We start from the raw sequence: 19,347 nt of genomic DNA on the forward strand, positions 1-19,347 counted from the left end.
CATTGATGATTCAATCAACATAGCAGATAGCCCAGTAATTGCCAAGTATAAGCCTCCCAACTATAATAATTTTTTCTAATAAAATGAAGCAAGTAATGACAAGACACGTTTTTATGATTTCAGATGGCACCGGTTTAACTGCAGAATCATTAGGCAATAGTTTACTGACCCAATTTGAGCAAATTAAATTTGAAAAACAAACGATGCCTTATATTGATTCCATCGAAAAAGCCAAAATTGTGATTAACCGATTAAATCAATGTTTTGCAGAAACAAGAATCAAGCCGCTGGTCTTTATGACTCTGGTAAATCCTGAAATCAGCGCACACATAAAACAAGCAAATGCCTGTATTTTTGATCTTTTCAACACATTTCTTGCCCCCCTTGAACAAGAATTAAATATCAAATCCTCCTACACTGTTGGTCGGACCCATGGAGTGGCTAATACAAAATCTTACGATCAACGTATCGAAGCAGTAAACTTTGCTCTGTCTCATGATGATGGCATAAAAACCAGCGATTATGATAAAGCAGATATTATTCTCATTGGAGTATCTCGCTGTGGAAAAACACCCAGCTGTTTATATATGGCATTACAATTTGGAATCCTCGCTGCGAACTATCCGTTTACAGAAGAAGAACTGTCAGAGTTTCATTTTCCTAACGTATTAAGGCCGTATAAAAGCAAATTATTTGGCCTAACGATTGATGCCTCGCGACTGCATCAAATTCGTACAGAACGGCGTCCAAATAGCCAATACGCTTCCAGCGAGCAATGTCGCCTTGAAGTATCAGAAGTTGAAGCCATGTACTGCAGAGAACATATACCTTTTCTTAACTCAACACGTTACTCCATTGAAGAAATCACCACAAAAATTATGGCAGCCGCGGGGCTTAAACGTAAGCTATAGGTCTAAAAACTTGCTATTTACAAATGACCTGCTAATCTTCGCCCATCGATTCGTCGCTTGAGGTAAGTTGTGCATAGTATTGAAATTTTTCAAATCGATGCCTTTACAGACAAAGTGTTTCATGGCAATCCTGCCGCTGTATGTTTACTAAAACATTGGCTGAATGATGAGCTGCTACAAGCCATTGCGGTTGAAAATAATTTATCAGAAACAGCGTTCATTATCGAAGCAAAAGAAGGTTATCAAATTCGTTGGTTCACACCAAATGGTGAAATCAATTTGTGTGGTCATGCAACGCTTGCCGCTGGTTTCTTGTTATTTGAATTAGGTAAAAGTAATAACAATACCATTCATTTTTCGAGCCTCAGCGGCTCCCTTGTGGTCGTGAAAAGAAATACCCGGTTCGTGATGGATTTTCCGCGTCTAAACTATGAGGCCATTCCATCACCTGAAACATTTACCCACTTGGTTGACAAATCAATCCGTGGCATTTTTACAAGTGATCTGGATTATCTCATCTTACTCTCAAATGAAAACGACGTCTTAAACGCCCAAGTTGATTTAAAATCATTAGAGAAAATGCCTAAACGAGGCCTGATATTAACAGCCGAAAGTAACGACGCAGATTTTTATTCGCGCTGTTTTTATCCTAAACATCATATTCCTGAGGATCCAGTCACTGGCTCAGCTCACTGTGTATTAGCTCCCTTTTGGTCTGAGCGATTAAATAAAACGAGCCTTAGAGGACTGCAAGGGTCATTTCGTAAAGGCGAAGTATTATGTGACGTTTTTGCCGAACGTATTCATATATCAGGTCATTGCAAATGGTATTTTAAAGGTCATCTGGTCATTTAAAGCGTGTTGCTATCCTAAAACCAGCATGATACAAATGCTTTTTTATTTCAAGGAGTGAACGTTAATGCCGCATTCTATGGGGAAAACATTCCGAACGCTAATTAACACCCAAGCACCAGTACAAGTGCTCGGTACCATTAACGCCTATTCAGCCATGCTTGCCGAACATGCCGGTGCCCAGGCCATTTATTTATCAGGAGCCGGCGTTGCCAATGCCTCTTACGGCTTACCAGATTTGGGGATGACAGCCCTTGCAGAAGTACTTGAAGATGTACGACGTATTACTCAAGCCTGTTCTCTACCATTACTGGTAGACGTGGACACTGGCTGGGGACATGCATTTAATATCGCCAGAACCGTTAAATTAATGGAACAAACCAACGTGGCTGCCATCCACATTGAAGATCAAGTGATGGCCAAGCGCTGCGGACACCGCCCTAATAAAGCCATTGTATCCATGCAGGAAATGGGTGATCGCATCAAAGCTGCCGTTGACGCGCGTGTGGATGAACATTTTGTCATTATGGCACGCACGGATGCCTTCGCCAATGAAGGGATGGACAGTGCCATAGAGCGCGCGTTATTTTATGTAGAATCTGGCGCGGATATGATTTTCCCTGAAGCGTTAACCACGCTCGCACAATATCAGGAATTTACCCAGCATTTAAAAGCGCCGGTGCTAGCCAATATTACTGAGTTTGGGAAAACGCCTTTGTTTACTCAGGATGAGTTAAAAGAAGTTGGGGTTCAACTCATTTTATACCCACTCAGCGCATTTCGCGCTATGTCTCATGCAGCACTTCATGTCTATCGCACTATTCTTGAGCAAGGTACACAAAAAACAATGCTTGATAGGATGCAAACACGGGATGATCTATATAAAGTATTAAAATACCGTGACTTTGAAAAAACACTAGATGAAATGAGGGGAGAGCAGGATGGTAAATAAATCGACAGGACTGGCTGGCATCGTCGCCGGTCAATCAGCCATTGCGACCGTTGGACAAGAAGGAAAAGGGCTAAATTATCGTGGTTATTCAATTGATGACTTGGCTGGAAACGCCACCTTTGAAGAAGTTGCGTATCTTTTACTTTATGGCCAGCTTCCCACAAGTACCGAACTGGCCACCTATACTAATAAACTAATTGGTCTGCGTTCTTTACCTGAATCCTTGAAAAAAGTACTTAAACTCATTCCTAAAAAAACCCATCCCATGGATGTGCTGCGTACGGGTTGTTCCTTATTAGGAAACCTTGAGCCAGAACATGAGTTTTCGCAACAATGCGATATCGCTGATCGACTTCTTGCCATTTTCCCTGGGATGCTTTGCTATTGGTACCTTTATCATCATCAAGATAAAGAAATCAGTGGCGAAAGTGATGAACAAAGTACGGGCGGACACTTTCTTGCACTGTTGCATGGCAAAAAACCTCTAAAATTACATCGTGATATGATGAATGTGTCTTTAATTCTTTATGCTGAACATGAATTTAATGCATCTACCTTTGCAGCACGAGTAACCGCTGCGACATTATCTGATTTTTATTCGGCCATAACCAGTGCAATTGGCACACTACGTGGTCCATTGCATGGTGGTGCTAATGAAGCAGCTATGGAATTGATTCAACGATTCAAAAATCCAGAAGAAGCCGAACAGCAATTAATGGTAATGCTGAAAAATAAAGCCAAAATCATGGGCTTTGGTCATCGTGTTTATAAGGATTGTGACCCACGCTCGGACATCATAAAAGCATGGTCCAAAAAGCTTGCCCAATCACAAGATGATATGTTGCTTTATAAAATTTCCGAACGTATTGAAGAAGTCATGCGACGAGAGAAAAAATTATTCCCTAATCTCGATTTTTATAGCGCTTCGGCCTACCATTATTGCGGTATACCAACCCCGCTGTTCACGCCGATTTTTGTCATGTCACGTATAACAGGCTGGTCTGCACATGTATTTGAACAACGAGCAGATAATCGCCTTATTCGTCCAACATCAGAATACATAGGGCCAGATCCGCGTCCGTACCTTGCCATCGATTCCAGAGGATAATCATGAGTTCATTATTCGTAGAAACAAACATAAAACCGAACTATGACACAGTCATCAGTGATATTGCTGATTATGTATTAAATTATGATATTAATAGCCAGGAAGCTTATGAAACAGCCCGACTTTGCTTGATGGACACCTTGGGTTGTGGCCTCTTGGCACTTAATTTTCCTGAATGCATAAAATTACTGGGACCAGTCGTGCCAGGAGCCGTCTTAGCTGGTGGTGCCCGAGTCCCTGGAACTTCTTATGAGCTTGACCCCGTACAAGCTGCTTTTAACATTGGCACCATGATCCGATGGCTTGATTTCAATGATACCTGGCTTGCCGCTGAATGGGGGCACCCCTCCGATAATCTTGGCGCCATATTAGCTGTTTCGGATTATATCAGTCGCCAGAATATTAATAAAAAGGCAGACGCATTGACCATGCGTACGATCCTTACCGCAATGATTAAAGCCCATGAAATTCAAGGGTGTCTTGCTCTGGAAAACAGTTTCAATCGCGTTGGTCTGGATCATGTTATTTTAGTTAAGCTGGCCAGTGCCGCAGTAACAGCCATGCTTTTAGGGGGTGATAAAGTTCAAATTGAGCGAACCTTATCGCACGTTTTTGTTGATGGACAAAGTTTACGCACGTATCGCCACGCACCCAATACAGGCTCACGCAAATCCTGGGCAGCCGGCGATGCTACCTCTCGAGCGGCGCGGCTTGCTCTCATTTGTGCTACGGGTGAAATGGGCTACCCTAGTGCTTTGACGGCTCCTAAATGGGGATTCTATGATGTATTGTTTTCAGGAAAGCCATTTAAATTTCAACGGCCTTATGGAAGCTATGTGATGGAAAATGTTTTATTCAAGCTATCCTATCCAGCTGAATTTCATGCACAAACCGCCGTTGAATGTGCCGTAGCATTACACCCTCAAATACAAGGCAGAATAGAAGATATTGCCCATATTGAACTTACCACTCATGAATCGGCCATTCGTATTATCAGTAAAGAAGGCCCCCTTCATAATCCAGCTGATCGTGATCATTGTTTGCAATACATGGTCGCAATTGCCTTACTCCATGGTGATTTGCGTGCAGAACACTATGAAGATTCGGCCGCCGTGGATCCTCGTATTGATGCATTGCGCAAAAAAATGCATGTCCGTGAGAATGAACAATTTTCAAAAGATTATCTCAATCCCGAAAAACGTTCCATTGCCAACAGCATCAAGCTAATATTCAATGATGGTAGTGAAACAGATCTCATAACGGTTGAGTATCCTATTGGCCATCGACGTCGACGTAAAGAAGGTGTACCCGTTTTACTTGCAAAATTCGAACATAATTTAAATACACGATTCTCTCCAGAAAAAGTTGAACAAATCATCCACTCAATGAGTGATCTTGAGAAGCTTGCTCAACAATCCGTGGTTGATTTTATGGCCATGTGGCAAATATGACATGCCCTAAGTCTTATTTCTGCTGCGAATAATCTCTCGACGCAAAAATCTTGCAGGCGATATGGCCTGAATTAATCGGCGCGGTAAACAATCTGGCTCATGATTTATCATAGACGCCAACCATTCCGCGCTGATAGGAACGGAGGTCAATCCGCGTGAGCCAAAACCAGTACAAACATATAATCCAGGCAAACAGGGTCCCGGAAAAGGCAGCCAGCCTTGAGCGTTACTTGCCAGCTTAGCAAACTGTTGCTTAAACGACTCAGGATCAGCGACTGGTCCTACTAAAGGCAAATAATCAGGAGTCGCTGCGCGAACCGCCGACCAATGACTGATAATATCCTTAGACCAAATTAATTCGCTGGGCAATTTATCCAGCCTAGCCAAATTATTTTCATCATCAGCTTTTTGACACTCCGCGTCTGTCGAACCTAAATGATACGTAGCCCCCAAATAATGCCCCCCTTCCCATGCTGGTAAGATATGTCCTTCCGCACATAATGGCATTTTTAACTTGGAACTTGCCTCATTCTTTTGAATGACAGTCATTTGGCCGCGGATCGGTTTTAAAGGAAGATGGCGGGTTTGATAAAACTGGTTAGCATGATGCCCATTTGCAATAATCAACACCTCAGCATGATATTGACCAGTGCTCCATTCCCCATTTGTATAATGCAAAGCATTTACTTTATGACCACCTACCCAATTGATTTGTTCCATCTCAATCAGGAATTGACATAAAGTAAATGAATCAATCCAACCGGAGTGAGGAATAAATAGCCCGTCTGATTCTAAGGTTATTCCAGCAAGCATCGAAGCCTGTTGTTTATCGACTAATCGACCCAGTTCGGGATAATCAGTTAGCCAGGCGCTTAAGCCTGCTTGAATGGCTTGCTCCTTAGAATCACAGGCTAATTGTAAGAGGCCAGACAAATGCCCATCAACACGCGGATTCAAGAGTGTTTTATAAGCTCGAATTGCGAATACATAAGCCGTTAGCATAAATTCAGTGAGAGGAGAACGATAAGAAGATATTTTAGGGTATAAGACCGCCTGCCGGTTCCCTGAAGCCCCTCTTCCTGCTTGCTCCTGTTCATCAAGCAGGGTCACTTTCCAGCCCCGTCGAGCCAAAGCATGGGCAGAATAACATCCCGCAAGCCCTCCGCCCAACACAATGGCATGCCGATTTTTAACGAGGTTTACCGAGCTTGCATGCCATGGCGTGGAACGAGAAACCTGCCTTGTAGTCGGTAGAATTGGTTGATCGAATCTGGCAGAAATCATCTCTCTTTTGCAACCATATCCCGGCTTTTTAACCACCGTAAAACCTGCTGCCTGTAAGCCGCGTTTTACTACCCCTGCCGCTGAAAAAGTTGCTAATGTGGCGTTTCTTTTGGACAATCTGCCCATGACTGCGAATAACTTTTCGCACCACATATCGGGATTTTTTTGTGGGGAAAACCCATCAAGAAACCAAGCGTCAATGGAAACTCGACGTAATTGTTTCTCAACAACAGCATCGCCGCAAACTAATAATTGATCATAACAAATGAACGCATCACCCAGCATTAATATTAAATTTACCCGTCTTTGTTCAAACGACAATAAATGAAATCCAGGCGTCAAAATGGGATAACTCTCTAATAAAGCGTAGGATTGCTCTGATAGTGCAGGCCATAAAGCCAAGCATTTTAATAAATCATCACGAGTTAGGGGATGTTTTTCACAAGATATAAAATAAAGATTCGCTGATTTTGGCGCATGCGCTTGCCACAAAGACCATGTTAATAAAAAGTTCAAACCACTGCCAAAACCCGTTTCAGCGATAATAAATTGACTGCTTTGCTCACAAGGCAATCTTTTCCACCGTTCTAGCAGTTGATTTCCATGGATAAAAACATGAAGTGCTTCTTGCAAACCATTTTCAGTAGAAAAATAAATATCTTCAAATGCACGCGCATAAGGTAACCCTGATTTCCAAGTAATCTTGGCAGGAATTATTGCTTCAAAAAGAGTACTCACCCTGAATATCCAAATTGCACTACAAAAATTACTTAATTACTTCTTACTGTCTAGTGTTTGTAAACAGATCCCAGGCTAAACGCATCTAATTATTGAGCAGAAAAGGCCTTTCTTTTACCGACTTGCTGTGCTTTATGCACAGCATCCATACGATCTCGTATCAAGAGGTTGGATTCTACACATAAAGGGAATGGCATTTTGATTTTAAGTGATCCTATTAGTGCGTTTAGATCCTAAACAAGTTATATCAAACCAGTTGCTGCAAAACGTATTCGGCTGCCTTTTGTGTACGATGAATGTCCTGTTGCTGGTGTTCGCTGGAAACAAAACCCGCTTCATACATGGAGGGAGCAAAATAAACACCTTGTTGCAACATACCATGGAAAAACGCTTTAAAGCGTTTTTCATCAGACGAAGCAACATCCGAATAATCATTAACTTCATTCAAACCGTTAAAGCAAAAACCAAACATGCCGCCAAGCGAAGAGGCACAAAAAGAAATATTGAATGATTCAGCAACGTCTTTTAAGGCGTGAATTAAAGCAGCAGAAGTATTTCCCAAACGCTGATAAAAATCAGGCTGACTCTCCAGTTCAGATAAAGTTGCTAATCCTGCCGCCATGGCCAAAGGATTACCAGACAGAGTACCAGCCTGATACACAGGACCTTCCGGTGCGAGTTGATTCATAATGGATGCTTTACCACCCACAGCCCCTACTGGCATCCCTCCACCAATCACTTTACCGAGCGTCGTTAAATCGGGAGTCACTTGATAATATTGCTGTGCCCCGCCTAAAGCAATGCGAAAACCAGTCATGACTTCATCAAATATTAACAGCGCCCCATACGCATCACATAGCTCTCGCAAGCCCTGTAAAAAACCAGGTTTTGGTAAAACAAATCCCATATTGCCGGCAATCGGCTCCAAAATCACACCAGCAATATCATTTGGATACTGCTCAAATAAAGCGGCTACCTGTTCTAAATGATTAAAATTCGCTGTTAATGTATGTTCAGTAATACTTGCAGGAATTCCCGGTGTCGCCGGAATTCCTAAGGTAAGTACCCCCGAGCCTGCCTTTACCAACAGGCTGTCGTTATGGCCATGATAACATCCATTAAATTTAATAATTTTATTTCTATTTGTATAACCTCTTGCCAAACGAATGGCTGTCATGGTGGCTTCGGTTCCAGAATTTACCATGCGAATCTTTTCAATAGTAGGCATCAAAGAAGTAATTTTTTTTGCCAGTTTGATCTCAAGTTCCGTAGGAGCACCAAAACTCATGCCCATATGCAAAACCTCCTCCACAGCCGCAATTACTTTGGGATGACAATGGCCAAGAATTAACGGCCCCCACGAGCCTACGTAATCAATGTATTGATTATTATCAACATCAATTAAATAAGCGCCTTTTCCTTGTTTAAAAAATAGAGGCTCCCCTCCCACTCCCTTAAATGCTCTTACCGGTGAATTAACACCGCCTGGAATAATGGCCTGAGCTTTTTTAAACAATTCCTGTGAGTGACTCATCATAACTCTCGTGTCAAATCATATGAATGCAAAGTTTACAATCATTACAGCAAGACAAACAAGTCTGTAATGCATCTCGCATTTAGAGTTCACAAACAAGAGATTTTTACAGATATGCTCTTCTGTTCTTTACATAAGCCTCTTGAGTGGCTAAATTACACTCTTTTTAATATTGAGCAATGAAGATGCAGCCTTATAAAAAATATATTTGTGTCATTTGTGGTTTTATCTATGATGAATCTGAGGGCTGGCCTGAAGACGGCATAGAACCTGGTACGCGATGGGAAGACGTTCCTGAAAATTGGTTTTGTCCCGATTGTGGTGCTGGAAAAGAAGATTTTGAAATGGTAGAAATGCATTGAGTTTCTTGATCTTGGGTTTTACCACATATCCAGCCCTTCAATATCCTGAGTAAAATCATATTCCCATGCAAATTGACATAATGCCAGATTAAAGTCGATCTATTGCGAATAATGGTGAGTAGTGTTTTCCTGCTTTCTTCATCCTCTAACAGAATTACAAAAACAATGACAATTGGGTGAAATTTGCATGATTTATGGATATGTTCGGGTGAGCACACAAGAGCAAAACGTTGACAGCCAGAAAAACATCATCAGTCGCTATTGCGTTGACCAAAAAATGATGGTTGATGAGTGGATAGTATTGGAAATGTCTTCCCGTAAATCTACATCCCTACGCCGCATCGATGAGCTGTTAAATAAATTGCAACATGGCGATATTATTATTGCTTATGAATTATCAAGGCTTGGACGCTCCATCAAGGAAACGCTGAATACCATAGAAACGATTATTCAGGAAAAACAGGCAAGATTAATTTTAATTAAGCAAAATTTAGATTTAAATCCAACCGCAAAGAATCATATAACCAACAAAGTGCTCATCACTATTTTTTCCATGCTGGCGGAGCTGGAGCGAGATTTTATTTCTGAGCGAACAAAAGAAGGACTACGCGCACGAGTTGCGAAAGGAATAAACCAGGTAAACCGAAGGGAGTCATCCAGGCATCCATGTATGATAAAGACAAGGAAAAAATTCTGCATCTCTACAAACTTGGTGTGCCCATTCAAAAAATTATCGATACCCACTTGGGCTATGGTAAATATTTATCGCTTAAAGCCTATATCAATAAAATTAAAAGGCAAATATGAACTTTAAAAATACGTGGCAAATAAGCATCTCAATTTTATCACTCATTACTATCATCATTTATGGATTGTTACAGTTATTTCATTATCCTTACGCCCAATATTCACTTTTTTTTCTTTTGATTACCGCGGGCTTGCCACTGTTATTTCAAATTCTTTTAAAACTAATAAAAGGTAACTTGGGTGCAGATATATTGGCAGCTTTAGCTTTGATTACTGGTGTAATTTTACAAGAATATCTTGCATCAGCCTTTATCGTTTTAATGCTGGCCAGTGGTCAGGCATTAGAACGATATGCCATGCGAAAAGCCTCATCAGTATTATTGGCGCTTGAACAGCGCATGCCTTTAATTGCTCACCGAAAGACACGTCATCGTATAGAGGATACCGAATTAGATCATATAAGAATCGATGATGAAATAGTTGTATATCCCCATGAGACGTGTCCTGTTGATGGTATTGTTATTGAGGGGCATGGCTCAATGGATGAATCCTATCTGACAGGAGAACCTTACCAAATCTCAAAAGCACCCGGTGCATCTGTTTTGTCTGGTGCTCTGAATGGAGACTCACCTTTAATTATTAAAACCACGCGACTTACCTCTAATTCGCGTTATGCATCTATTGTCAAAGTTCTGGGAGAAGCAGAGCAAAAACGTCCCTCAATACGGCGTTTGGGTGATAAAATAGGCATGTTTTTTGGGCTAATTGCCTTGATATTTGCTGTTTTAGCCTGGTATATATCGGGTGATTCCATTCGATTTCTTGCCGTACTGGTTATCGCCACGCCTTGTCCTTTACTAATAGCAATCCCTATTACTATTATTAGTGCTATCTCTAAAGCTGCAAAACAATCGATTATTATTAAAGACCCAACGGTGGTTGAACAATTACCCATCTGCAAAACGGCCATTTTTGATAAAACAGGTACCCTAACTTATGGTCGGCCAACCTTAACAGATATCAACGTAACTGCTGATTATACAAGAGAGAAGGTTCTTCAATATGTTGCCAGTCTTGAGCGTTATTCTAAACATCCTCTTTCATTTGCACTTTTGAATGCAGCAGAAAAGGAACGTATTGCGCTTCTTGAAACATCGAACGTTTCTGAAATACCTGGTCAAGGATTGCAAGGAACAATTCATAATCAAAAAATACATATCACTGGAAGAAAAAAGCTATTGAAAATTCACCCAGAATTTAAGTCTACGCTTCCCAGCGAGAAATCTGGTCTTGAATGCATTGTGATAATCGATAATATTGTTGCTGCAACGCTAAACTTTCATGATCCGGCTCGCCCTGAAACGAAGTCTTTTATCAGCCATTTAAAACCAGCTCATCATTTTAACAAAATAATGATTGTTTCTGGTGATAGAGAGTCGGAGGTTAACTATCTTGGAACGCACTTAGGGGTGGCTGAAATTCATGCTTCTCAAACACCAGAGCAAAAGCTCGATATTGTGCGTGAAGAAGTGAAAAAGGCTCCCACAGTTTTTATGGGTGATGGTATTAATGACGCACCGGCTTTAACTGCCGCGACAGTAGGAATCGCATTTGGGGAATTCAGTAATGTAACAGCAGAAGCTGCTAGTGCTGTAATTATGGAAAATACCTTTAACAAAGTAGATGAGCTTTTTCATCTAAGCTTAAAAACAAGAAAAATTGTATTACAAAGTGCTCTTGGGGGTATGGGATTGAGCGTCATTGGTATGTGCTTTGCAGCACTGGGTTATGTTCCTCCTGTCACCGGAGCTATTATTCAGGAATTTATTGATGTCATTGCTATTATGAATGCCTTGAGATTAACCTGGGAAAGAAATATTAAAATTGATTTACCACTTTATGGCGTATAAAAACTCATTGGTTTGGGCTGGATATGCGGTAAAACCCGATCTTAAAATGGCTTAACCACAACCAAGAAAACAATTGCGATCAATAAAATGGTTGGCAGCTCATTAAACACTCGAAAGAAAATAGAGGAGTGCGTGCTGCTATCTTTTGCAAATTGCTTGACAAAATGGCCGCAAGTTAAATGATAAACCCATAAAAAAAGAACAAGCATAAGCTTGGCATGCATCCAGCCAGCATGAAAATAATACTGTGGATTATAATTAAACAATATAATCCCAAAGAGCGTTGTAAGCACCGCGGAAGGCCAGATAATGCTATAATATAGGCGCCTTTCCATTAACTTAAAGCGCGCCATACTAACCTCATCTGCGGCGTCTGCATGATAAACAAATAACCTTGGCAAATAAAACAGACCTGCAAACCAGGCGACCATCGCGATAACATGAAATGCTTTTATTACTAACATCATCAAGCTATGAACCTTTCCCATTCGTTTTCTTTTTCAATCTGCGAGATTGTCTAAGCAAGTTTAGTGATTCTACGCCAAGCGAAAATCCCATTGCAAAATAAACATAGCCTCGCGGAATATGAAAAGAAAAACTATCAGCGATTAAAATCATCCCTATTAGCATTAAAAAACTAAGGGCCAACATTTTTACCGTAGGAAATTTTTCAATAAAACGACTGACCGGCTCGCTAGCATAAATCATAACAAGTATTGCGCAAGTGATGGCTAAAGCCATAACCCAGTAACGTGTCGTTAAACCTATTGCCGTCAACACACTATCAAGTGAAAAAATAATATCCATTAAGGCAACCTGGATTACCACACCTTTGAAGGTAACTAAAGCCTTTCCTCTTTCATGTAGCTCCGTCTCACCAATCCCTACTTCAAAATGAATTTCCTGAGTTGCTTTAGCAATTAAGAAACTACCACCAACAAATAAAAAAAGATCCCGAATTGAATAGTTAAAATCACCAATAGTAATGAATGGTTTAGACAATCTCACCAACCATACCGCAAAAGCCAACAGTAAAAGGCGCGTCATCCACGCAAAAGTAAGCCCCCATCGTCGTGCTTTTTTACGCTGCTCGCTGGGTAATTTTTCAGTTAAGATTGATAAAAACACCAAATTATCAATGCCAAGAACAATTTCCAAAATAATCAAGGCAAATAAACTTAATATAATTTCTAATAATTCCATTGATCACTTGAATATAAGTTTTTATTTAAGATTATCTCTTATTTATTCAATTATAAAGACCATCTATACTGATATCAAAACTTAAATGTTAACGATTCACTTTCGTTTTCACCTTAGCTATAATATTGTGCTAATTTTCAAGGACTCAGGTGGCACCAATCATTAAATTAATTAAAAAGCTGTTGCGCAAATCCAAAACCAGCACATCTTCTATTGATTCCGGCTATATTATTCCTCGCAACCAGCACCATATTTCAAAGACGGACATCAGCATCAATGCTCTAAAAGTATTAAACCGTCTAAACAGTACGGGATTTGAAGCCTACCTCGTCGGGGGCAGCGTGCGGGATTTATTTTTACGCAAAGCGCCTAAAGACTTTGATATAGCAACCAATGCGACACCAAATCAAATCAAAGACTTATTCCGTAATGCCCGCATTATCGGTCGACGATTTAAGCTTGTTCATATCATTTTTCATCGGGAAATTATTGAAGTAGCCACCTTTCGCAGTCATGAAGCAGCTGACACCCAACAGTTAACAAACGATCGCGGCATGTTAATTCGTGATAATGTGTACGGAACCCTAGAAGAAGATGCATGGCGACGTGATTTTACGATTAACTCCCTGTACTACAACATTGATGATTACTCCATTGTTGATCTTACCGGCGGAGTTAAGGACATTAATGCGCGTCTGATTCGCATCATTGGAAACCCCACCACTCGGTATAAGGAAGATCCCGTTCGCATGTTACGAGCGATTCGCTTTTGTGCCAAATTGCATTTTGGACTTGAAGCAAAAACCGCTGCCCCTCTATTAGAGTTAAGCACCCTTATTCGCCATGTATCTGGTTCGCGATTATTCGATGAAATGACAAAAATTTATCAGTGTGGTGAGGCGGAATCAGTACAAAATTTGCTTGTAAAATATGGTTTATTTGCTCAGCTTTTTCCTCTAACCAATAAGCTTCTAAAAAGTAATTATCCGGTCAATGCACTCATTGGAATTGCCCTGGAAAATACTGACACACGCGTACGTGATAATAAACCGGTAACGCCGGCTTTTTTATTTGCTGTTTTTCTATGGTTTCCCTTAATCGCATGTGCTGACCAATTAAAAAAAGAAGGCTTGGAGCCCTTACCTGCACTGGAAAAAGCGATGTCGCAGGTTATTACCGAACAAAATCAAATCATTACTATCCCCAAACGATATAGCCAAATCATGCGTGAAATGTGGATCATGCAATATCGATTTCCTAAACGAAATGGCAAACGTGCCTTTAACTTACTGCAACATCCTCGTTTTCGTGCCGCTTATGATTTTCTTGCACTTCGAGCCTTGGCTGGTGATGAATCCATGGATCTTGCACAGTGGTGGACCACATTCCAAGAAGAAGATGAAGCTAGACAACATGAAATGGTTGCTGCTTTATCACCGCCAACACCATATAAACGACGTCGACGTTATAAGCCTAAAATGCCGTCATGACTCATTGTTATTTAGGATTAGGCAGTAATTTGAGCTGGCCTCAACGTCAATTGAATCAAGCAATAGCAAACATTAAAAAATTACCTCGAACAAAGATTATCAAATCCTCCAGTTTCTACTTCAGTAACCCAATGGGTAGCCGTTTTCAGCCCCGATATTGCAACATGGTATTAGCCATTCATACGACGCTCTCAGCTAGACACTTATTACGCTCTTGTCAAGCCATTGAAAAAAAGCACCAAAGAATACGTAAAAAAAAGTGGGGGGCACGTACATTAGATATCGATGTATTACTGTATGGTGCACAAAGCATCAATACATATGATTATGTTGTGCCCCACCGAGAAATCATGAAGCGTGATTTCGTGCTTATTCCTTTGCTGGAAATTGCTCCGAATCTGACATTACCAGATGGCAAGAAGATAGAAAATGGCCTTGTGCATTGCACGCGTTTTATTATTGCATGTTCTTTGAAAAACACGGGTTTTGTTGAGTGCTTGCCAAATACTCCTCACTTAATAGAGTCTAAAATAGGTTGATATTATTGATTCCAATCCATTAAACTTGAGCAAGTTTACCTTAGGTTAAGAGGGATTTGTGTACACGAATATATTACATCCAACCGATTTAAGTAGAAATCACTTTCAAATGAGTGAAAAGGCAGTAGAAATTGCAAAATGTTTTAATGCCAAACTGTTTCTATTGCACGTGATTGAGCCTCCTCCTTCACTGCAGTTAGCGCAAGGGCTTGGATTTGCCGAATTCGATAAACCACTCAAAGAAGATGCCTGGGCAGTGATGAACCTATTAGGCGAAGCACTGAACATTCCTGCTAGCCAACAATTTGTTGAAGTAGGATCAATTAAAATGCACGTTCTTCAAAAAGTGAATGAACTTGCTTGTAATCTCATTATTATTGGCCGTCACAGACCAACAACCCTGCCTGCATTTCTTGGTAGCACGGCACATGCCGTCGTTCATCATGCAACCTGTGATGTTCTTACGTTGAGAAATTAACTGGATAATCGACATGTCACAAATAGACCTACTGTGAAAGCAAAGTATCAATGCCCCACAACGACACCTTGTTTATTTAAGGTGTCGTTTTCAAGTTCCAGAATAAGAAATCAATCGCTGGTTAATACCAACTGTATCCATAACCATAACAGGGATTGCATGTCGCACAGCAGGTAGAAGTCGTAGTCACATAGGTTGTTCTTGTTGGGCATGTTGAGCCACAGGAAGCAGTATATACACCACAACTAGATAACGCCAAGCTTGAAATAAGAATACATAAAGGAATTAGAAGTCGTTTCATGGTAGCGTCCTTGTCATATTATGATTTGTAAGAATATTATACATTATGAATTTTAATTTAACAAATGATAGGCTAACTTATCCTTACAGTAAGTCATAGTTTACCAGGAAAAATGAGCAATTTATTTACTATTCGTCTATAATTTAAAATGCTATTCATAAGCAAAGGATTGAATTATGAACACCTACATTCATCAGAACAATATTTATCTAGCCTCAATACTTGCATTATCATTGTTTTTATTGAGTTTATCGTTTGTACCTGCCGCGCATGCAAATTCGACTGCAGGCTATATTGCAGAAACAGCATCAGCGCCACTTGTCTTAAGCTATTATTATGGCCCTTACCCACGACATCGATATGGACCTAGATATAGATATAGTCGCTATTGGACAGGCTGGCAACGTATTAACCGTTATTGCAAACAACGATGTTTAGTCAATCGTTGGGGACGTGTTATCCGTTGCGTACGACGTTGTTATTAATCCATGTACGTCATCAACAGACATTCCTGCAATTCTTTATTTAACCTGGTCAATACATAAGCATGAACCAGGTTAAATAGATTTACAGACTAGAGTTATCCCAACTCACGAATCGTCATCCATTACTCATCCGTTCTTTTAAAAAGCAGAATACCCTCATGAAAACTTTTCAATTTTAAGATATGATTGCCATTTTGATTTCAGGAGCTGGTTTATGCAAGTAGGTCAAGACAGTCTATCCACTCACAGTCAATTACACGTTGATGGCAAAACGTATCATTATTACAGTCTTAAAGAAGCTGAAAAAAAACATTTTAAAGGAATCAGCCGATTACCCTATTCTCTTAAGGTTTTATTTGAAAATTTATTGCGGTTTGAGGATGGGCATACCGTCACTACGGATGACATTAAGGCCATTGCGGATTGGTTAGACACCAGAAGCTCACAACACGAAATCGCCTATCGACCGGCCCGTGTATTAATGCAAGACTTTACCGGTGTTCCTGCGGTCGTTGATCTGGCTGCCATGCGGGATGCTATTGAAAAAATGGGAGGTAATGCCGAGAAAATTTCTCCGTTATCGCCAGTAGATTTAGTCATTGACCATTCAATCATGGTCGACCAATACGCTTCCCAAGAAGCGATGAAAATCAACACAGCCATTGAAATGCAACGTAATAAAGAGCGTTATGAGTTTTTGCGTTGGGGACAAAAAGCGTTTGCTAATTTTCAAGTGGTTCCCCCTGGCACAGGCATATGCCACCAAGTGAATTTAGAATACCTTGGCAAAACGGTATGGAGCAGCGAGCAAAATGGCATGCATTATGCCTACCCCGATACGCTCGTCGGCACAGATTCCCACACGACAATGATTAATGGCTTAGGTGTTCTGGGCTGGGGTGTAGGGGGAATTGAAGCGGAAGCAGCCATGCTCGGCCAACCTGTATCAATGCTTATTCCTGAAGTCATTGGCTTTAAATTGACCGGTAAATTAAAAGAGGGAATCACTGCAACCGACTTGGTTTTAACAGTAACGCAAATGTTACGACAAAAAGGGGTGGTTGGTAAATTTGTGGAATTCTATGGTTCAGGTCTTGCCCAATTGCCTCTTGCCGATCGTGCTACCATTTCAAATATGGCTCCTGAATATGGTGCAACTTGCGGATTTTTTCCTGTTGACCACGAAACACTACGCTATCTTCGTCTAACGGGCCGTGATGAACATACCATTGCTTTGGTTGAAACGTATTGTAAAGCACAAGGACTTTGGTACGATGAAGAGGCAAGCGACCCACTCTTTACCGATACGATAAGTTTGGATCTTGACACCGTTGAACCTTCATTGGCGGGCCCCAAACGCCCTCAGGATAAAGTAACGTTAAGCACTCTGCCGCAAGAATTCTCTGCTTTCCTGAAACAGGCTGACAAAATACAAGAAAAGGACAAAACATTTACGGTAAAAAATGAAGACTTTACGCTCAGCCATGGGGATGTCGTCATCGCTGCCATCACAAGTTGTACGAATACATCAAATCCAAATGTTCTAATGGCAGCAGGATTGGTTGCCAAAAAAGCCATTGAGAAAGGATTACAAAGAAAACCCTGGGTCAAATCATCTCTGGCTCCTGGCTCAAAAGTTGTCACAGACTATTTAAAACAAGCAGGCTTACAAACCTATCTCGATCAATTAGGGTTCAATTTAGTCGGTTATGGCTGCACAACATGCATTGGTAATTCTGGTCCATTACCCAATTCCATCGCCGAAAGCATCACAGATCATGATTTAGTGGTGTGCTCTGTATTATCCGGAAACCGTAACTTTGAAGGACGCGTGCATCCTCAGGTACGAGCAAACTGGCTTGCATCCCCCCCGTTGGTCGTCGCCTATGCATTAACGGGCACAACCTGCATTGATTTAACTCAAGACTCTATAGGTAAAGATAAAGAAGGTAAGGACGTCTATCTCAAAGATATTTGGCCAACACACCTAGAAGTTGCCTCTGAAGTTGCAAAAGTCAATGGCAGCATGTTCAAGAAAGAATACTCTGAAGTGTTTAAAGGCGATGAGCAATGGCAAGCCATCCAAACCAGTCATGGCAAAACCTATGAATGGAATGAATATTCAACCTATATCCAACATCCACCATTTTTTCAAGACTTAAAAGAACATCCAGAACCTATTAAACCAGTGAATAAAGCCTATATTCTGGCTCTTTTAGGAGACTCAATTACCACCGATCACATCTCGCCGGCCGGCGCAATTAAAGCGAATTCCCCCGCAGGTCTTTATTTAAAATCCAAAGGAGTGAGTGAAACGGACTTTAACTCCTATGGCTCACGACGCGGCAATCATGAAGTTATGATGCGTGGCACATTCGCCAATATTCGTATCCGTAACGAAATGACCCCAGGAGTAGAAGGTGGTGTTACTCGACATATTCCGACCAATAAAACGATGCCAATCTATGATGCAGCCATGCTTTATCAGCAAAAACAACAACCATTAGTGGTTATTGCTGGTAAAGAATATGGAACAGGCTCTTCGCGTGACTGGGCAGCCAAAGGCACCAACTTATTAGGGGTTAAAGCAGTCATCACAGAAAGCTTCGAACGTATTCATCGTTCAAACCTCATCGGAATGGGTGTTTTACCGTTACAGTTTCTTCCTGGCACAACCCGAAACACCCTGCAGCTTAAGGGTAGTGAACGAATTAGTATTGCCGTGAATGATTCGCTAAGACCAGGTGATCTGCTCGATGTTACTATTAGTCGCGAAGATGGTAGTGAACAACACATTGAGGTATTGTGTCGAATTGATACACTGAATGAACTTGAATATTATCGGCATGGTGGGATTTTACAATATGTTCTGCGAAATCTGAAATAACTGACGAATATTGCTTATCTTAAGTTCAACCAGAATCCTGGCTGCTAACAGCCTGGATTCTCATTTAACAAGTTTATCACTTAAAAAGCGTTATATTTTTGAAAAGTTCTATCAA

At 40.9% G+C, this 19,347-nt stretch carries 18 protein-coding genes; 13 read left to right on the plus strand and 5 right to left on the minus strand.

What is annotated here, in order from left to right; translation table 11 throughout:
• Window positions 1-95: 95 nt before the first annotated feature.
• The 5 genes from ppsR to E1O52_RS03640 all read left to right on the plus strand — a co-directional run bounded on the left by ppsR (window position 96) and on the right by E1O52_RS03640 (window position 5,274).
• The gene (gene ppsR / locus E1O52_RS03620; RefSeq protein ID WP_133127343.1) at window positions 96-911 is read left to right on the plus strand and encodes a posphoenolpyruvate synthetase regulatory kinase/phosphorylase PpsR; all 816 of its coding nucleotides are present in this window, start codon (window positions 96-98) and stop codon (window positions 909-911) included.
• A 69-nt stretch (window positions 912-980) separates the two neighbouring features.
• Window positions 981-1,766, plus strand: coding sequence for a PhzF family phenazine biosynthesis protein (locus tag E1O52_RS03625; RefSeq protein WP_133127344.1), 786 nt, complete (start codon window positions 981-983; stop codon window positions 1,764-1,766).
• A gap of 64 nt (window positions 1,767-1,830) precedes the next feature.
• A complete protein-coding gene (prpB, locus tag E1O52_RS03630) occupies window positions 1,831-2,715 on the plus strand; it encodes a methylisocitrate lyase (RefSeq protein WP_133127345.1) in 885 nt (294 codons plus the stop codon).
• Window positions 2,705-3,823 carry a bifunctional 2-methylcitrate synthase/citrate synthase gene (prpC, locus tag E1O52_RS03635; protein ID WP_133127346.1) on the plus strand — a complete coding sequence of 373 codons (1,119 nt, stop codon included), beginning with the start codon at window positions 2,705-2,707 and terminating at the stop codon, window positions 3,821-3,823. The genes prpB and prpC overlap by 11 nt, the downstream gene beginning before the upstream one ends.
• Window positions 3,824-3,825: 2 nt before the next feature.
• Entirely contained in the window at window positions 3,826-5,274 is a 1,449-nt protein-coding gene (locus E1O52_RS03640; protein WP_133127347.1) for a bifunctional 2-methylcitrate dehydratase/aconitate hydratase, read from the plus strand.
• Between the two features lie 6 nt (window positions 5,275-5,280).
• Here the strand turns inward: E1O52_RS03640 and mnmC are convergent, their stop codons facing one another.
• Together mnmC and hemL are read right to left on the minus strand one after the other, a co-directional pair.
• Window positions 5,281-7,296 carry a bifunctional tRNA (5-methylaminomethyl-2-thiouridine)(34)-methyltransferase MnmC2/FAD-dependent 5-carboxymethylaminomethyl-2-thiouridine(34) oxidoreductase MnmC1 gene (gene mnmC / locus E1O52_RS03645; RefSeq protein WP_133127348.1) on the minus strand — a complete coding sequence of 672 codons (2,016 nt, stop codon included), beginning with the start codon at window positions 7,294-7,296 and terminating at the stop codon, window positions 5,281-5,283.
• A 247-nt stretch (window positions 7,297-7,543) separates the two neighbouring features.
• Entirely contained in the window at window positions 7,544-8,830 is a 1,287-nt protein-coding gene (hemL, locus tag E1O52_RS03650) for a glutamate-1-semialdehyde 2,1-aminomutase (protein WP_133127489.1), read from the minus strand.
• A 185-nt stretch (window positions 8,831-9,015) separates the two neighbouring features.
• Here hemL and E1O52_RS03655 point away from each other — a divergent pair, with 185 nt between their 5' ends.
• The 3 genes from E1O52_RS03655 (at window position 9,016) to E1O52_RS03665 (ending at window position 11,849) form a co-directional block, all read left to right on the plus strand.
• On the plus strand, window positions 9,016-9,192 hold the full coding sequence (locus E1O52_RS03655; protein ID WP_133127349.1) for a rubredoxin: 177 nt from the start codon (window positions 9,016-9,018) through the stop codon (window positions 9,190-9,192).
• A 187-nt stretch (window positions 9,193-9,379) separates the two neighbouring features.
• A complete protein-coding gene (locus E1O52_RS03660; protein WP_242602144.1) occupies window positions 9,380-10,006 on the plus strand; it encodes a recombinase family protein in 627 nt (208 codons plus the stop codon).
• On the plus strand, window positions 9,996-11,849 hold the full coding sequence (locus tag E1O52_RS03665; protein ID WP_133127350.1) for a heavy metal translocating P-type ATPase: 1,854 nt from the start codon (window positions 9,996-9,998) through the stop codon (window positions 11,847-11,849). Before E1O52_RS03660 ends, E1O52_RS03665 begins: the two co-directional genes overlap by 11 nt.
• A 41-nt stretch (window positions 11,850-11,890) precedes the next feature.
• Here the strand turns inward: E1O52_RS03665 and hemJ are convergent, their stop codons facing one another.
• Together hemJ and E1O52_RS03675 are read right to left on the minus strand one after the other, a co-directional pair.
• The gene (gene hemJ, locus E1O52_RS03670) at window positions 11,891-12,313 is read right to left on the minus strand and encodes a protoporphyrinogen oxidase HemJ (protein WP_133127490.1); all 423 of its coding nucleotides are present in this window, start codon (window positions 12,311-12,313) and stop codon (window positions 11,891-11,893) included.
• Window positions 12,314-12,320: 7 nt separating this feature from the next.
• Window positions 12,321-13,052 carry a TerC family protein gene (locus E1O52_RS03675; protein ID WP_133127351.1) on the minus strand — a complete coding sequence of 244 codons (732 nt, stop codon included), beginning with the start codon at window positions 13,050-13,052 and terminating at the stop codon, window positions 12,321-12,323.
• 179 nt (window positions 13,053-13,231) lie between these two features.
• On the opposite strand from E1O52_RS03675, the gene pcnB reads away from it, so the two are divergent.
• Genes pcnB through E1O52_RS03690 form a run of 3 tightly spaced genes read left to right on the plus strand, consistent with a single transcriptional unit; the run spans window position 13,232 to window position 15,559 of the window.
• Window positions 13,232-14,542, plus strand: coding sequence for a polynucleotide adenylyltransferase PcnB (pcnB, locus tag E1O52_RS03680; protein ID WP_133127491.1), 1,311 nt, complete (start codon window positions 13,232-13,234; stop codon window positions 14,540-14,542).
• Entirely contained in the window at window positions 14,539-15,081 is a 543-nt protein-coding gene (gene folK / locus E1O52_RS03685; protein ID WP_133127352.1) for a 2-amino-4-hydroxy-6-hydroxymethyldihydropteridine diphosphokinase, read from the plus strand. The genes pcnB and folK overlap by 4 nt, the downstream gene beginning before the upstream one ends.
• Window positions 15,082-15,139: 58 nt before the next feature.
• On the plus strand, window positions 15,140-15,559 hold the full coding sequence (locus E1O52_RS03690; protein ID WP_133127353.1) for a universal stress protein: 420 nt from the start codon (window positions 15,140-15,142) through the stop codon (window positions 15,557-15,559).
• A gap of 121 nt (window positions 15,560-15,680) precedes the next feature.
• On the opposite strand, the gene E1O52_RS03695 is transcribed toward E1O52_RS03690, so the two are convergent.
• A complete protein-coding gene (locus tag E1O52_RS03695; RefSeq protein WP_133127354.1) occupies window positions 15,681-15,860 on the minus strand; it encodes a hypothetical protein in 180 nt (59 codons plus the stop codon).
• A gap of 176 nt (window positions 15,861-16,036) precedes the next feature.
• Here E1O52_RS03695 and E1O52_RS03700 point away from each other — a divergent pair, with 176 nt between their 5' ends.
• On the plus strand, window positions 16,037-16,345 hold the full coding sequence (locus E1O52_RS03700; RefSeq protein ID WP_133127355.1) for a hypothetical protein: 309 nt from the start codon (window positions 16,037-16,039) through the stop codon (window positions 16,343-16,345).
• 214 nt (window positions 16,346-16,559) lie between these two features.
• Window positions 16,560-19,232 (plus strand): aconitate hydratase AcnA, encoded by a 2,673-nt coding sequence (gene acnA, locus E1O52_RS03705; RefSeq protein WP_133127356.1) that lies wholly within the window; start codon window positions 16,560-16,562, stop codon window positions 19,230-19,232.
• Window positions 19,233-19,347 lie beyond the last annotated feature (115 nt).

Origin of the sequence: Legionella nagasakiensis (genome assembly GCF_900639915.1) — a bacterium.
In the GTDB taxonomy this organism is placed as follows: domain Bacteria; phylum Pseudomonadota; class Gammaproteobacteria; order Legionellales; family Legionellaceae; genus Legionella_A; species Legionella_A nagasakiensis.

Coding starts and splice junctions, on each gene's coding strand:
- E1O52_RS03655 (WP_133127349.1), top strand. CDS start 9,016: ATGCAGCCTTATAAAAAATATATTTGTGTCATTTGTGGTTTTATCTAT.
- E1O52_RS03660 (WP_242602144.1), top strand. CDS start 9,380: ATGATTTATGGATATGTTCGGGTGAGCACACAAGAGCAAAACGTTGAC.
- acnA (WP_133127356.1), top strand. CDS start 16,560: ATGCAAGTAGGTCAAGACAGTCTATCCACTCACAGTCAATTACACGTT.
- E1O52_RS03665 (WP_133127350.1), top strand. CDS start 9,996: ATGAACTTTAAAAATACGTGGCAAATAAGCATCTCAATTTTATCACTC.
- E1O52_RS03700 (WP_133127355.1), top strand. CDS start 16,037: ATGAACACCTACATTCATCAGAACAATATTTATCTAGCCTCAATACTT.
- E1O52_RS03640 (WP_133127347.1), top strand. CDS start 3,826: ATGAGTTCATTATTCGTAGAAACAAACATAAAACCGAACTATGACACA.
- E1O52_RS03695 (WP_133127354.1), bottom strand. CDS start 15,860: ATGAAACGACTTCTAATTCCTTTATGTATTCTTATTTCAAGCTTGGCG.
- E1O52_RS03675 (WP_133127351.1), bottom strand. CDS start 13,052: ATGGAATTATTAGAAATTATATTAAGTTTATTTGCCTTGATTATTTTG.
- hemL (WP_133127489.1), bottom strand. CDS start 8,830: ATGAGTCACTCACAGGAATTGTTTAAAAAAGCTCAGGCCATTATTCCA.
- hemJ (WP_133127490.1), bottom strand. CDS start 12,313: ATGTTAGTAATAAAAGCATTTCATGTTATCGCGATGGTCGCCTGGTTT.
- folK (WP_133127352.1), top strand. CDS start 14,539: ATGACTCATTGTTATTTAGGATTAGGCAGTAATTTGAGCTGGCCTCAA.
- ppsR (WP_133127343.1), top strand. CDS start 96: ATGACAAGACACGTTTTTATGATTTCAGATGGCACCGGTTTAACTGCA.
- prpC (WP_133127346.1), top strand. CDS start 2,705: ATGGTAAATAAATCGACAGGACTGGCTGGCATCGTCGCCGGTCAATCA.
- prpB (WP_133127345.1), top strand. CDS start 1,831: ATGCCGCATTCTATGGGGAAAACATTCCGAACGCTAATTAACACCCAA.